We start from the raw sequence: 13,696 nt of genomic DNA, 5'->3' as shown, positions 1-13,696 counted from the left end.
AGGAAAGCAGGAAAGCAGGAAAGCGGGAAAGCGGGAAAGCGGGAAAGCAGGAAAGCAGGAAAGCAGGACAACGGGACAACGCGGAATGCACGCCGCTGAAGCGGTGGGCGATGCCGCTACGTCAGGCGTCCGTCACCCACGCGCCGAACCATTCGCTCGGGCGTGCGATCTCGTCCTGCGCGGCGACGAGCTCGAGCTCGTAGCGGCGCGCATCGTAGGTCGCCTTCACGACCGCATGCACGGCTGCGAGCGTGTGCTCGAACGCGGCGCGCACGGAGTCGCCGCGCAGCCGGCATGCGACGAAGATCGCGCTGGTCAGGTCGCCGACGCCGACCGGATGGCGCGGAAACGCGTACAGCGGGCGCTGGCCGATCCATGCCTCGGTTTCGGTGACGGCGAGCATGTTGAAGCGATCGGCCGGGCTGTTGCGGTCGTGCAGGTGCTTGACGAGGATGATTTGCGGGCCGCGGCGGATCAGCGCGCGGCACGCTTCGACGGCTTCGGCGACGGTTTCGATGCGTCGCCCGGCCAGCTTCTGCAGTTCGGTGTGGTTCGGCGACATGCCGTCGGCGAGCGCCGGCATTTCCTGGACCATGAATTCCTCGACGCCGGGTTCGGGCCGGATGCCGCCCGTCTGGCCCATCGCCGGATCGCAGAAGTACCACGCGTTCGGGTTCATCGCCTTCACCGAGCGGACGATCTCGACGGCCGCGCGCGCCTGCGGCGGCGAGCCGAGGAAGCCGGACAGCACGGCGTCGCAGCGCTTGAGCGCGCCGATCGCGGCGATGCCGTCGACGAGCTGCTCCATCTTCGCGGCATCGATCGCGCTGCCCGCCCAATGGCCGTACTGCATGTGATTCGACAACTGGACGGTATTGAGCGGCCAGACGTTGACGCCGAGGCGCTGCATCGGGAACACGGCCGCACTGTTGCCGGCATGGCCGTAGATGACGTGCGACTGAATGCTGAGGACGTTTTTCATGGGAATCGCCTGCACGCGTTTCAGGGTCACGTCACACGATACCCGAGTTCGTCGCGCGCGCGGAAGTCGCGCGGCCCCGGAGTGTTGCGCGCCGTCGTCAGCGCGACCGCGTAGAATCGCGGGGCGCGAGGCGGCCCGGCTGCCCGCGTGCGTCTCCAATCACCGTGATCGCCATGCTTTCGATTCGCAAGATGTTGTATGCCGTGCGCGCCGTCGTGCTCGGCGCGGGTGTCGCCGCCGCGTGCGCCATGCCTGTCGCGGCGGCCGCCGCATCGGCCGCCGGCAACGACGGGCCCGTGTACGGCCCGCGCCTGGAAGGGTTCACCTATCCGGCACCCGTGCATGTGTATACGTTCGTGTCGCAACGCGAAACGCTCGAGATGGCCTATCTCGACGTGCCGCCGGCGCACCCGAACGGCCGCACCGTCGTGCTGCTGCACGGGAAGAACTTCTGCGCGGCGACCTGGGAGGACACGATCGGCGTGCTGAGCCGGGCCGGCTATCGCGTGATCGCACCGGACCAGATCGGCTTCTGCAAGTCGTCGAAGCCCGATCGCTACCAGTACAGCTTCCAGCAACTGGCGCGCAACACGCACGCGCTGCTCGAATCGGTGGGGGTGAAGTCGGCGACGATCGTCGGCCACTCGACGGGCGGGATGCTCGCGATGCGCTACGCGCTGATGTATCCGAAGGCGACCGAGCAGCTCGTGCTCGTGAACCCGATCGGCCTCGAGGACTGGAAGGCGCTCGGCGTGCCGCCGCTGCCGGTCGACTACTGGTATGCGCGCGAGCAGAAGACCACGGCCGACAGCATTCGCCGCTATGAGCAGGGCACGTACTACGCGGGCAAGTGGTCGCCGTCGTACGAGCGCTGGGTGCAGATGCTGGCCGGGATGTACCGTGGCGCCGGCCGCGACGCGGTCGCCTGGAACTCCGCGCTGATCTACGACATGATCCTCACGCAGCCGGTGGTCTACGAACTCGGCGCGATCCGCGTGCCGACGCTGCTGATGATCGGCGACAAGGACACGACCGCGATCGGCAAGGACGTGTCGCCGCCCGACGTGCATGCGAAGCTCGGCCGCTACCCGGAACTCGCGAAGCGGACGCAGGCCGCGATCCCCGGCGCGCAGCTCGTCGAATTCCCGGCGCTCGGGCACGCGCCGCAGATCCAGGATCCGGACGCGTTTCACAAGGCGCTGCTCGACGGGCTGGAGGCCGCGCACCCGCAGTGACGCGGGGGCGGCTGCGGGCGTGTGCCGTCAGCGCACCTCGCTCGCGAGCTCGTCGCGGATCTGCGCGGTCAGTTCGAACGAACGCAGCCGTGCCGCGTGATCGTAGATCTGCGCGGTGACGATCAGCTCGTCGGCCCCCGTCTGCGCGATGCGGTCGCGCAGCTTGTCGCGCACGGTGTCGCGCGAGCCGACCGCCGCGAACGACAGCGAATGCGCGACGGTCGCGAGCTCGAGTTCGTTGGCCTCGAGCACGTCGACGGGCGGCGGCAGCTTGCCCGGCGTGCCGCGCCGCAGATTGATGAACTGCTGCTGCAGCGACGTGAACAGGCGCCGCGCCTCGTCGTCGGTATCGGCGACGAACACGTTGACGCCGACCATCGCATGCGGCTTCGGCCACGCGGCCGACGGCCGGTACTGCGCACGATAGATCTCGAGCGCGCGCATCAGGTAATCCGGCGCGAAGTGCGACGCGAACGCGAACGGCAGCCCGAGCATCGCCGCCAGCTGCGCGCTGAACAAACTCGAACCGAGCAGCCACACGGGCACGTCGAGCCCCGCGCCGGGCACCGCGCGCACGCGCTGGCCGGGCACCGGCTCCGCGAAGTAGCGCTGCAGCTCGGCGACATCGTCCGGAAACGAATCGGCGCTGCCGATCAGGTCGCGGCGCAGCGCGCGCGACGTGGTCTGGTCGGTGCCGGGCGCGCGGCCGAGGCCGAGGTCGATGCGCCCCGGATACAGCGACGCGAGCGTGCCGAACTGCTCGGCGATCACGAGCGGCGCGTGGTTCGGCAGCATGATGCCGCCCGAGCCGACGCGGATCGTCTGCGTCGCGCCCGCGACATGACCGATCACGACGGCGGTGGCCGCGCTCGCGATGCCCGGCATGTTGTGATGCTCGGCCAGCCAGTAGCGCTGGTAGCCCCACCGTTCCGCGTGCTGCGCGAGATCGACGGTGTTGCGGAACGCCTGGGAGGCGTCGGCGCCGGCCGGAATGGGGGCGAGATCGAGTACGGAAAACGGAGTCATCGGTTGGCCTTCGAACAGGGGGGCTGGGTGATGCGCTTACGCAACAAATGCCAGGGATTTTGCCAAAGGGTTCCGGAACGTGCTGGGAGCGGCGCGATACCCATGCGCGTTTCAGGGGTGCAGGGCCGAATCCGGCGATCGTTGCAAAAATCAATCTAATCGGCGATTAATTACCAATCTTTACGGCGATTGGATGTGAATCCGCATCGACGTACAAATTTGCACGAAACGATTGATTTTCAAGACTGCAATACGCCTGCAAACCGCTTACGCTAACGTGAACGCGGGTGCGCTCAAATGGTTCGCCGACTGCGCAGCTTTGCCGGAAATGCACAAGTCCGTTTCTCGTAGCGCCGAGCGCGGGGTGCCGCAGACTGCTAAAATCCGGCGCCTGCCCATGTTGTGCCGAAGGTAGCCATACGAGTCTTCCCGCATCTCGCCCGGGTTTCCCGCGGAGGTGCACCACGCGAAACCGGGCATGGCCATACCCGAAGGATGGGTCGAGCCTTCCTCATATACAGACGCTGCTGGAACAAGGAGTCGGGTCGTGCCCGCGTTCGTCGTTGTCGGAATACCGAATCACGCTCAATCGCGTTCAAGCGTTCTCCATGGCGTTCAGGTCGCCGGGAGGCGTCGCGCATGACGGCAACCGCAACGATGCTCGACTGGCTCCTGATCGTCTTCACGCTGGCCGCGGCCGGTTATGCGCTCGTCGCCGCGTTCGCGCCGCGGCCGCGTACGCCGCGCACGGCCGCGCGCGACGGCTTCGAGCCGGTCAGCGTGCTCAAGCCGCTGTGCGGCGCGGAGCCGCACCTGTACGAAAACCTCGCGACGTTCTGCGAGCAGCGCCATCCGCGTTACGAAGTACTGTTTGGCGTCGCGTCGGCGGCCGATCCGGCCGTCGCCGTGGTCGAACGGCTGCGTGCCGATTACCCCGAGTGCGACATCACGCTCGTGATCGATGCGCGCGTGCACGGCAAGAACCTGAAGGTCAGCAACCTGGTCAACCTCGCCGAACGCGCGAAATACGGCCGCATCGTGATCGCGGACAGCGACATCGCGGTGACGCCCGATTATCTGGAGCGCGTGACGGCACCGCTCGCCGACGTGTCGGTCGGCGTCGTCACGTGCCTGTATCATGCGCGCAGCGTCGGCGGGTTCTGGACGCGAATCGGCGCGCAGTTCGTCGACGCCTGGTTCGCGCCGTCGGTCCGGATCACGCATCTCGGCCGCTCGAGCCGCTTCGGCTTCGGCGCGACGCTCGCGCTGACGCGCGACACGCTCGACCGGATCGGCGGTTTTCCCGCGCTGAAGGACGAACTGGCCGACGATTTCTGGCTGGCCGAGCTGCCGCGCCGCCTCGGGCGCCGCACCGTGCTGTCGGAGGTCGAGGTCGCGACCGACGTGATCGAGCCGTCGTTCGGGCCGCTGTGGCACCGCGAGACGCGCTGGCTGCGCACGATCCGTTCGCTGAACCCGGCCGGTTTCGCGTTCCTGTTCATTACGTTCACCGTGCCGTGGCTCGCGATCGGCGCGGCGCTCGCGCTGCGCCTCGACGGAACCTTCGCCGGCTCGCTGGCGGGCGGGGCGGCCGTGGTGGGCGCGTTCGGGCGGCTCGTGCTGCACGCGCGCGGCGAGGACGGCTGGCGCGCATTCTGGCGCGACTTGCCGCTCGTCGCGGTGCGCGACACGCTGCTCGCGCTCGAGTGGCTCGCGGCCGTGTTCGGCACGCATGTCGTGTGGCGCGGCGCGAGGATGACGGTCGTCGGCGGCGAGCGCGCGACGGCGGCCGTGGAAGCAGTGGACGGCCGCTAGGGCCGTTCCGGTCGAACCCGGCCCGAGGGCCGACACGCGCTGCGCGGCGAGGCCGCGCGGCGCGACATGACAGAGAGGCGGGCGCCGGCAAGGCGGCCCGCGGTTTTTTGACTGAATCGTTGTAACGAAACGAACTATGCAGGCTACCGGAGCATTCATGAAAACGCTGTTCTTGCAGGCCCCTTCGTATGACGGCTTCGACGGCGGAGCCGGCTCGCGCTATCAGGCGAAGCGCGAAATCCGTTCCTTCTGGTATCCGACCTGGCTCGCGCAGCCGGCCGCGCTCGTACCGGGCAGCCGCGTCGTCGACGCGCCGGCCGACGGCCTGTCGGTCGAGGAAACGCTGAAGATCGCCAACGACTACGATCTCGTGATCATCCACACGAGCACGCCGTCGTTCCCGACCGACGCGATGTTCGCGCAGGATCTCAAGAAGATGAAGCCGTCGATGCTGGTCGGCATGGTCGGCGCGAAGGTGATGGTCGATCCGCACAACTCGCTCACGGCGAGCGAGGCGATCGACTTCGTGTGCCGCGAGGAATTCGACTACACCTGCAAGGAAATCGCCGAAGGCAAGCCGTTCCCCGAGATCAAGGGCTTGAGCTGGCGCGCGAAGGACGGCTCGATCGAGCACAACGAAGCGCGTCCGATCCTCGAGAACATGGACGAACTGCCGTTCGTCGCGCCCGTCTACAAGCGCGACCTGAAGATCGACAACTACTTCATCGGCTACCTGAACTACCCGTACGTGTCGATCTACACGGGCCGCGGCTGCAAGTCGCGCTGCACGTTCTGCCTGTGGCCGCAGACGGTCAGCGGCCATCGCTACCGCACGCGCTCGGTCGAGAACGTGCTCGCGGAAGCGAAGTGGATCCGCGACAACATGCCGGAAGTGAAGGAACTGATGTTCGACGACGACACCTTCACCGACGACCTGCCGCGCGCCGAAGCGATCGCCATCGGCCTGGGCAAGCTCGGCATGACGTGGTCGTGCAACGCGAAGGCGAACGTGCCGTACAAGTCGCTCAAGATCATGAAGGAAAACGGCCTGCGCCTGCTGCTGGTCGGCTTCGAATCCGGCGACGACCAGATCCTCGTGAACATCAAGAAGGGCGTGCGCACCGATTTCGCGCGCCGCTTCAGCGCGGACTGCAAGAAGCTCGGCATCAAGATCCACGGCACCTTCATCCTCGGCCTGCCGGGCGAGACGCAGGAGACCATCAAGAAGACGATCGAGTACGCGAAGGAAATCAATCCGCACACGATCCAGGTCTCGCTCGCCGCGCCGTATCCGGGCACGACGCTCTACAAGCAGGCCGTGGAAAACGGCTGGATGGAAGAGAACAAGACCATCAACCTGGTGAGCAAGGAAGGTGTGCAGCTCGCGGCGATCGGCTACGCGCACCTGTCGCGCGACGAGATCTACCACCACCTCGAGCAGTTCTATCGCCAGTTCTACTTCCGTCCGTCGAAGATCTGGGAAATCGTGCGCGAGATGCTGACGAGCTGGGACATGATGAAGCGTCGCCTGCGCGAAGGCGTCGAGTTCTTCCGCTTCCTGCGCGCGCACGAGGCGTAAACCGTGGCGACGCAGCGGGCGGCGCGGGCGCTGATCTTTACCGCGGACGACTTCGGGCTGCACCCGCGCGTCAACGCGGCAGTCGAACGCGCGCACCGCGACGGCGTGCTGAACGCCGCGAGCCTGATGGTCGGCGCGAGCGCCGCACCGGATGCGATCGAGCGTGCGCGGCGCCTGCCGTCGCTCGCGGTCGGCCTGCATCTCGTGCTCGCGGACGGGCCGGCCACGCTGCCCGCGCATGAGATTCCCGCGCTCGTTGGCCCCGATGGGCGGTTCGGCGACGCGATGGCGAAGGACGGCTGCCGCTTCTTCTTCCTGCCGCACGTGCGGGCGCAGCTGCGCCGCGAGATTCGCGCGCAGTTCGACGCGTTCGCGGCGAGCGGCCTGCCGCTCGACCACGTGAACGCGCACAAGCATTTCCACCTGCATCCGACCGTGCTGTCGCTGATCATCGAGATCGGCCGCGACTACGGGTTGCGCGCGGTGCGGCTGCCGTACGAGACGAGCGCGCCCGCGCTGCTCAAGCCGTGGATCGCGCTCGTGCGCGCGCGGCTCGACCGGGCGGGGCTCGCGCACAACGACTACGTGGTCGGGATCGAGCATACGGGCGCGATGGACGAGGCCGTGCTGCTCGACGCGCTGGCCAAGCTGCCGCCGGGCGTCGGCGAGATCTACTGCCATCCGGCCGAGGCCGGCGATGGCCCGATCACGCCGACGATGGCCGGCTACCGTCCGGTGGACGAACTCGATGCGCTGCTGTCGCCGCGCGTCGCGGCCGCGCTGAAGGCCGCGGGCGTCGCGACCGGCGGCTTTGCCGACGTGTTCGGCCAGCTCGCGGCGCAGCGCGGCGGGCTGGCGTCGCGCGCACCGGGAGCGCAGCCGTCATGATCAAGTGGATCAAATGGCTCGGCTGGCCGCTCGGCATCGGCATCCTGCTGGCGCTGGGGCTGCACGAAGGCATCGGCGACGTGTCGCAGATGCTCGCGCGCGCCGGTTACGCGCTGCTGTGGCTCGTACCGTTCCACGCGCTGCCGCTGCTGCTCGACGCCTACGCGTGGCACCTGCTGCTCGACAGGCGCTCGTCGCTGCCGTTCCTCTGGTGGATCGCGACCGTGCGCGAAGCGGTGAACCGGCTGCTGCCGGTGGTCGGGATCGGCGGCGAGCTGGTCGGCATCCGGCTCGCGCGCTGGCAGGTGCCCGACGCGAGCCGCGTGACGGCGTCGGTGATCGTCGAGGTGCTCGTGACGATCGTCGTTCAGTACGCGTTTGCCGCGCTCGGCCTCGTGCTGCTGCTCGCGACGACGGACAACATGGGCGGCGGCACGATCGGCCTCGCGCTGCTGCTGACGCTGCCGCTGCCGGTGCTCGGCGTCGTGCTGATGCGCCGCGGCGGGATCTTCCATGCGATCGAGCGTTTCGCGGGCCGCCTGCTCGGCGATTCGCACCGGCTGCTGCAGGGCGTCGACGGCAAGCGGCTCGACGCCGACATCGATGCGCTGATGTCGCGCACGGGCCTGTTGTTCAGCGCGTTCTTCTGGCAGCTGGCCGGCTACGTGCTCGGCGCGCTCGAGATCTACTGGGCGCTCGCGCTGCTCGGCCATCCGGTGTCGATCGGCGGCGCGATCGCGATCGAGGCGATGACGCAGGCCGTGCGCCATGCGGCGTTCATGGTGCCGGGCGGCCTCGGCGTGCAGGAGGCGACCGTCGTGCTGCTCGCGCAGATGTTCGGCGTCGACCGCGAGACGGCGCTGTCGCTCGCGCTGGTCAAGCGTGGCCGCGAGGTGCTGTTCGGCTGCCTCGCGCTCGGGTCGTGGCAGCTTGCCGAACTCGTGCGCACGCGCCGCAGCATCGGTGCGCCGCCGGCCGTGCCGCGCGCGCCGCAAGCGACGGGCCGCGTGGCCGAAACCGAATCCGAAACCGAAACGATGCATTGACCACCAGACGGGCCGCGCGCCCGTCTCGCGCTTTTGGCGTCGCGCGGGTATCCTTGCCGCGTGTTTTCTCGACGCGCATTTCTTCCGATGAATTTCCGTTTCCGGCTGCTCCCCGTGACGATGCTGGCCGCCGCGCTGGCGCTGACCGGCTGCGACGACAAGCAAGGCGACCTCGACGTGCAACGTATCAGGGACTTCTTCAACGCGATCAAGCCCGCGCCGCTGCTGCTGAAGGGGCTGAAGGCCGGCGAATCGACCGAGGCCGACGTGCGCGGCACGATGGGCAAGCCCGAGACCGAGCGCGACTTCACCGACGGCTCGAAGCGTCTCGAATACCCGCGCGGCCCGATGGGCAACCAGACGTGGTTCGTCGACCTCGATGCGAATGGCCGCTACACGGGCGCGACGCAGGTGCTGACCGCCGAGAATTTCGCGAAGGTGCGCCCGGGGATGAACGAGGACGAGGTGCGCCGCCTGCTCGGCAAGCCCGGCGACATCGCGCAGTATCCGCTCAAGCCCGAGACGGTCTGGAGCTGGCGCTGGCTCGAGGACGGCGTCAACACCGACGCGTTCTTCAACGTCCATTTCGGCCCGGACGGGCTCGTCTACACGACTTCGCGCTCCGACATCCTGAAGGGGCGGTAAGCCCGACCGTCTTCGGCGCTATATCGAAAAAGCGACCGGAAAATTGCAAAAAGTCCGCTTCCCCGGCCGTTATCCGGTTGTCAGGGAGCGGCTTTTTTCCTTTTGAAACAGCGGTGTAGGTCGCGGTTGAAAATGATGGGGCGGATTGTTGCGACGCAGCAATCACGTGCCGGGTGATTTGAGGCAATCAATTTCGCTTGCGACTATCCGCGTCAGCCCGGCGCGGGACAGGCAGACGCGTCGGCATCCATTCCAACTCTGGAGACGCGCGTGTTCCTTTACGGCTTTGGTCCTGTCCTCTGGGCCGGCACCGTGCAGACCATCGAGCTGTCGGTGCTGTCGCTCGCCACTGCGGTGGCGCTGGGGCTGATCGGCGCGGTGGCGAAGCTGTCGCACAACCGGGTGCTGCGAGCGATCGCGACCGGTTATACGACGCTGATCCGCTCGGTGCCCGATCTCGTCCTGATGCTGCTGCTGTTCTACAGCATCCAGATCTGGCTGAACCAGTTCACCGACTTCGTCGGCTGGGACCAGATCGACATCGACCCGTTCGTGGCCGGCGTGCTCACGCTCGGCTTCATCTATGGCGCGTACTTCACCGAGACGTTCCGTGGTGCGTTCCTGTCGGTGCCGCGCGGCCAGCTCGAAGCCGGTGCGGCTTACGGGATGAGCGGGATGCGCGTGTTCGTGCGGATCATGTTTCCGCAGATGATGCGTTTTGCGCTGCCGGGCATCGGCAACAACTGGCAGGTGCTCGTGAAGGCCACCGCGCTAGTGTCGATCATCGGTCTCGCGGACGTCGTGAAGGCCGCGCAGGACGCCGGCAAGAGCACGTTCAACATGTTCTTCTTCATCCTCGTCGCGGCGCTGATCTATCTCGCGATCACGACCGTTTCCAACCTCGTGCTGATCCAGCTCGAGAAGCGTTATTCCATGGGCGTGCGGCACGCAGAACTATGATCGAGATCCTCCAGGAATTCGGCCAGGCGTTCCTTTACTGGGACGGCCAGCGCCTCTCCGGCCTCGCGGTGACGCTGTGGCTGCTCGTCGCGTCGATTTCGCTCGGCTTCGTGTGCGCGGTGCCGCTCGCGGTCGCGCGCGTGTCGAAGAACAGGTGGGTGTCGACGCCGGTGCGGTTCTACACGTACGTGTTCCGCGGCACGCCGCTCTACGTGCAGTTGCTGCTGCTGTACACGGGCATGTACAGCCTCGAGTTCGTGCGTTCGCATTCGCTGCTCGACGCGTTCTTCCGCAGCGGCTTCAACTGCGCGATTCTCGCGTTCGCGCTGAACACCTGCGCGTACACGACCGAGATCTTCGCGGGTGCGATCCGCGCGATTCCGCACGGCGAGGTCGAGGCGGCGCGGGCATACGGGATGTCGCCGTTCACGATGTACCGCCGCGTGATCCTGCCGTCGGCGCTGCGCCGCGCGCTGCCGCTGTACAGCAACGAGGTGATCCTGATGCTGCACGCGACCACCGTCGCGTTCACGGCGACCGTGCCGGACATCCTGAAGGTCGCACGCGATGCGAATTCCGCGACCTACATGGCGTTCCAGTCGTTCGGAATCGCCGCGCTGATCTATCTTGCGGTATCGTTCGCACTCGTCGCGGCGTTTCGCCGCGCGGAGCGCCACTGGCTCGCGTATCTCGCGGCCGCCCGTCATTGATTCACTTCGAGGAGAGCCAGTTGGCCGAGATCACTCAAACGAGCGCGTCCGCTTCCACCAAGCTTGCCGCGGTCGACATTCACAAGCGCTACGGCGACAACGAGGTGCTCAAGGGCGTATCGCTGAACGCGAAGGCCGGCGACGTCATCAGCATCATCGGCGCGAGCGGCTCGGGCAAGAGCACGTTCCTGCGCTGCATCAATTTTCTCGAGCGGCCGAATGCGGGGCAGATCGTCGTCGACGGCGAGACCGTGCGCACGAAGACCGACCGCGCCGGTGCGCTCGAAGTCGCCGATCACAAGCAGCTTCAGCGCATCCGCACGAAGCTCGCGATGGTGTTCCAGCACTTCAACCTCTGGGCGCACATGAACGTGCTCGAGAACGTGATGGAAGCGCCGGTGCACGTGCTCGGCATTTCGAAGAAGGAAGCCGAGGAGCGCGCGCGCGAGTACCTGGAGAAGGTCGGTTTGCCGCCGCGCGTCGAGAAGCAGTATCCGTCGCATCTTTCCGGTGGCCAGCAGCAGCGCGTGGCGATTGCGCGTGCGCTGGCGATGCATCCGGACGTGATGCTGTTCGACGAGCCGACGTCGGCGCTGGACCCGGAACTGGTGGGCGAAGTGCTGAAGGTGATGCAGAAGCTCGCCGAGGAAGGCCGCACGATGATCGTCGTCACGCACGAGATGGGTTTCGCGCGCAACGTGTCGAATCATGTGATGTTCCTGCATCAGGGGCGGACCGAGGAAGAGGGCGATCCGAAGGAAGTGCTGGTACGCCCGCAGAGCGAGCGGCTGAAGCAGTTCCTGTCGGGCAGTCTCAAGTAACGCGACAGGGCGGGTTTCATACGTGGTACCGGTGTCTCGTCCCGCAGGCGCCACCCGCACGATGCAGGTGGCGATCGTTGCATTGCCGCCCGTGTCGATGTCGGGCGTGGGTCCGATCGTCGATGCGCTGAACCTCGCGAACGAGATCGACGGGCGGCTGCTGTATCGCTGGCAGGTGTGTTCGTGGGACGGGCGGCCCGTGCCGCTTGCCGGCGGTGCGCAGTGGCATGCCGATGCGGCGTTCAACGATGCGATCGCATGCGACTGGGTCATCGTCGTGTCGGAGCGGTTTCAGCAGTTTGCCGACTATCGGTTGTTTCTCGCGAGTCTCGCGCGGGTCGGGCAGCGCACGCCGCTCGTGACCGGAATTCATCATGGCGTGTGGTGGCTGGCGATGGCCGGGCAGCTTTCCGGGTACCGGGTGAGCGTGAACTGGGAGACGTATCAGCAGTTCGCCGAACAGTTCGAGCGGTCGATCGTCACGCAGCAGATCTTCGAGATCGACCGGGACCGCGCGACGTGCGCGGGTGGGCAGGCTACCGTGGATTTCATGCTGGCCATGATTGGCCGGGAACATGGGGCGGACCTCGCCGAGCGGATTGCCGACGCACTCGGGGTCGGGACTTTGCGGAGCGGCGAAGAGCGGCAGCGGATTCCTTTTGTGACTGCGCCGGGCGAGCGGCATCCTCGGTTGAACGATGCGTTGCTGCTCATGGAAGCCAATGTCGAGGATCCGTTGACGACCGACGAGATCGCCGAACTCGTCGGCGTTTCACGCCGGCAGCTCGAGCGGCTCTTTCGACAGTATCTCGGGGCGATGCCCTCGAAGTATTACCTCAACCTCCGGTTGCTCAAGGCCCGGACTCAGTTGCAGCGGACCAGCAAGTCGGTTGTGCAGGTTAGCCTCGCCTGTGGGTTTTCTTCCGCTGCGCACTTTTCCAACGCGTATCGCGAAAGGTTCGGGGTCACGCCTCGGGAGGATCGGCGAGCGTGGCTCGAGAAGCAGACCGGCGGGGGCAGTGAACCGCGGGGTGGGGCGCTCGTCGAGCGCGGGAAGGATTGATTTCAGGTTTTTTGCGGTGTGCTTGCCTTTTTCGTCGTGAAGCACCTGTGATCTCGTCGGTCTATTAGCGTCGCCCCTGCGCGGGGCGGCGGTTACTTTTCTTTGTCTTGCCAAAGAAAAGTAACCAAAAGAAAGGCGCCCGGAAAACGCATGACTTCCCGGTGCCGTGGTCGTCAGAGTGGTTCGCACCTAAGTGTCCGCGCCAGTCAGGAGACCGGAGTGGTTCGAGCAATGGTTCTGACACCACTCCCTACCCAACAGAGCGGTATACCGCCCGCCAGCTCCATCCTCGCTTCGCTCGGCTGCAAGGTACCTCCCGTCGCGTTTCATGCGCTTGCTGCTTTTGCCAGCGCTGATCAGCAAATCGACACTCTTTACTCACACCATTCGTACCTGTCGGACTGCTTGTCATCGGTACTTGTTTGATAACGACCGTGGCCGTGTGTTTTCGTGATTGATTGCTGCGTCCCTTTTTCCTGCGAACGCATGTGTCCTTGATTTGCTGAATTCGGGGTACTTGCGCGCGCGATTGCCGGGAGGATTGACCTTATGCGCTGCTGGAGGGGGTGTACCTGTCGGCCGAGCGAAGCGAGGGCGGAGCTGGCGGGCGGTATACCGCTCTGTTGGGTAGGGAGTGGTGTCAGAACCATTGCTCGAACCACTCCGGTCTCCTGACTGGCGCGGACACTTAGGTGCGAACCACTCTGACGACCATGGCACCGGGAAGTCATGCGTTTTCCGGGCGCCTTTCTTTTGGTTACTTTTCTTTGGCAAGACAAAGAAAAGTGACCGCTGCCCCGCGCAGGGGCGACGCTAATAGACCGACAAGATCACAGGTGCTTCACGATCACAGGTGCTTCACGACGAAAAAGGCAAGCACACGCCCCCAAGCCGCAAAACCAGCGACGCTTCCACGAAACCACCCG

At 66.1% G+C, this 13,696-nt stretch carries 12 protein-coding genes; 10 read left to right on the top strand and 2 right to left on the bottom strand.

What is annotated here, in order from left to right; translation table 11 throughout:
• Positions 1–121: 121 nt before the first annotated feature.
• A complete protein-coding gene (pdxY, locus tag VK92_RS29690; RefSeq protein ID WP_042977705.1) occupies positions 122–982 on the bottom strand; it encodes a pyridoxal kinase PdxY in 861 nt (286 codons plus the stop codon).
• Between the two features lie 173 nt (positions 983–1,155).
• On the opposite strand from pdxY, the gene VK92_RS29685 reads away from it, so the two are divergent.
• Positions 1,156–2,217 carry an alpha/beta fold hydrolase gene (locus tag VK92_RS29685; protein ID WP_042977701.1) on the top strand — a complete coding sequence of 354 codons (1,062 nt, stop codon included), beginning with the start codon at positions 1,156–1,158 and terminating at the stop codon, positions 2,215–2,217.
• Positions 2,218–2,244: 27 nt separating this feature from the next.
• On the opposite strand, the gene VK92_RS29680 is transcribed toward VK92_RS29685, so the two are convergent.
• Positions 2,245–3,243 carry an LLM class flavin-dependent oxidoreductase gene (locus VK92_RS29680; RefSeq protein ID WP_048024384.1) on the bottom strand — a complete coding sequence of 333 codons (999 nt, stop codon included), beginning with the start codon at positions 3,241–3,243 and terminating at the stop codon, positions 2,245–2,247.
• 639 nt (positions 3,244–3,882) lie between these two features.
• Here VK92_RS29680 and hpnI point away from each other — a divergent pair.
• The 9 genes from hpnI to VK92_RS29635 all read left to right on the top strand — a co-directional run bounded on the left by hpnI (position 3,883) and on the right by VK92_RS29635 (position 12,770).
• Positions 3,883–5,058: a bacteriohopanetetrol glucosamine biosynthesis glycosyltransferase HpnI gene (gene hpnI / locus VK92_RS29675; protein WP_048024386.1), complete on the top strand. Its 1,176-nt coding sequence runs from the start codon at positions 3,883–3,885 to the stop codon at positions 5,056–5,058.
• 136 nt (positions 5,059–5,194) lie between these two features.
• On the top strand, positions 5,195–6,637 hold the full coding sequence (hpnJ, locus tag VK92_RS29670; RefSeq protein WP_309301883.1) for a hopanoid biosynthesis associated radical SAM protein HpnJ: 1,443 nt from the start codon (positions 5,195–5,197) through the stop codon (positions 6,635–6,637).
• Between the two features lie 3 nt (positions 6,638–6,640).
• Complete coding sequence (gene hpnK, locus VK92_RS29665) at positions 6,641–7,525, top strand: hopanoid biosynthesis-associated protein HpnK (protein WP_048024388.1); 885 nt, start codon at positions 6,641–6,643, stop codon at positions 7,523–7,525.
• A complete protein-coding gene (locus tag VK92_RS29660) occupies positions 7,522–8,571 on the top strand; it encodes an HpnL family protein (protein WP_048024390.1) in 1,050 nt (349 codons plus the stop codon). Before hpnK ends, VK92_RS29660 begins: the two co-directional genes overlap by 4 nt.
• A gap of 87 nt (positions 8,572–8,658) precedes the next feature.
• On the top strand, positions 8,659–9,216 hold the full coding sequence (locus VK92_RS29655; protein WP_048024392.1) for a lipoprotein: 558 nt from the start codon (positions 8,659–8,661) through the stop codon (positions 9,214–9,216).
• Between the two features lie 270 nt (positions 9,217–9,486).
• On the top strand, positions 9,487–10,176 hold the full coding sequence (locus VK92_RS29650; protein ID WP_021163190.1) for an ABC transporter permease: 690 nt from the start codon (positions 9,487–9,489) through the stop codon (positions 10,174–10,176).
• Positions 10,173–10,886 (top strand): ABC transporter permease, encoded by a 714-nt coding sequence (locus VK92_RS29645; RefSeq protein WP_048024394.1) that lies wholly within the window; start codon positions 10,173–10,175, stop codon positions 10,884–10,886. The genes VK92_RS29650 and VK92_RS29645 overlap by 4 nt, the downstream gene beginning before the upstream one ends.
• Positions 10,887–10,906: 20 nt before the next feature.
• Positions 10,907–11,707 (top strand): ABC transporter ATP-binding protein, encoded by an 801-nt coding sequence (locus VK92_RS29640; protein ID WP_021163192.1) that lies wholly within the window; start codon positions 10,907–10,909, stop codon positions 11,705–11,707.
• A gap of 22 nt (positions 11,708–11,729) precedes the next feature.
• Positions 11,730–12,770 carry a GlxA family transcriptional regulator gene (locus VK92_RS29635; protein ID WP_027787973.1) on the top strand — a complete coding sequence of 347 codons (1,041 nt, stop codon included), beginning with the start codon at positions 11,730–11,732 and terminating at the stop codon, positions 12,768–12,770.
• Positions 12,771–13,696: the final 926 nt, after the last annotated feature.

The sequence above is a fragment of the Burkholderia sp. LK4 genome (assembly GCF_001043615.1).
GTDB classification, from domain to species: domain Bacteria; phylum Pseudomonadota; class Gammaproteobacteria; order Burkholderiales; family Burkholderiaceae; genus Burkholderia; species Burkholderia cepacia.
This window is presented reverse-complemented; position numbering and strand designations above follow the sequence as displayed.